This is a genomic window from Bilifractor sp. LCP21S3_F8 (assembly GCF_052117805.1).
GTDB lineage: Bacteria > Bacillota > Clostridia > Lachnospirales > Lachnospiraceae > Bilifractor.
Genome location: NZ_JBQKIK010000081.1, coordinates 1 through 363 on the forward strand (window position 1 = coordinate 1; position 363 = coordinate 363).

Annotated in this window: 1 protein-coding gene; it reads right to left on the minus strand. The window is 42.1% G+C overall.

The window, feature by feature from the left end; genetic code table 11:
• A partial coding sequence (locus ACTQ3A_RS13975) for a hypothetical protein (RefSeq protein ID WP_441495351.1) occupies nt 1-201 on the minus strand: 201 nt, incomplete at its 3' end.
• Nucleotides 202-363: the final 162 nt, after the last annotated feature.

The window sequence follows — 363 nt, forward strand, 5'->3', positions numbered from 1 at the left end:
CTTCTGATTGTATTCCCTGCATTTGGGAGCAAGTTCTTGTAATGTGACCGACCGGGAAGATACACAGGCTACGGTAGAAGTTCCGATATCAATACCGGCAACATCATCTCTCCCTACGGCTCTTATTTTATGCGGGGCATCGCCTTTCAGATACACAACAACATAATAGTGCCAGCCATTTGGAAACATCTTTCGTGCCATTTCGCAATAGGAGATTTCCGAATCCAAGGCTTCCAGAAGATAATCTTGATCTTTTGGAAGTTTACATTTGATATTCAGCCCAAGCCATTGAATGGAACAAGACTCTTTTTGAAATTTTGCGCCATTGGTATTCGTCTTTCCACAGATCGTATGAAAATCTCT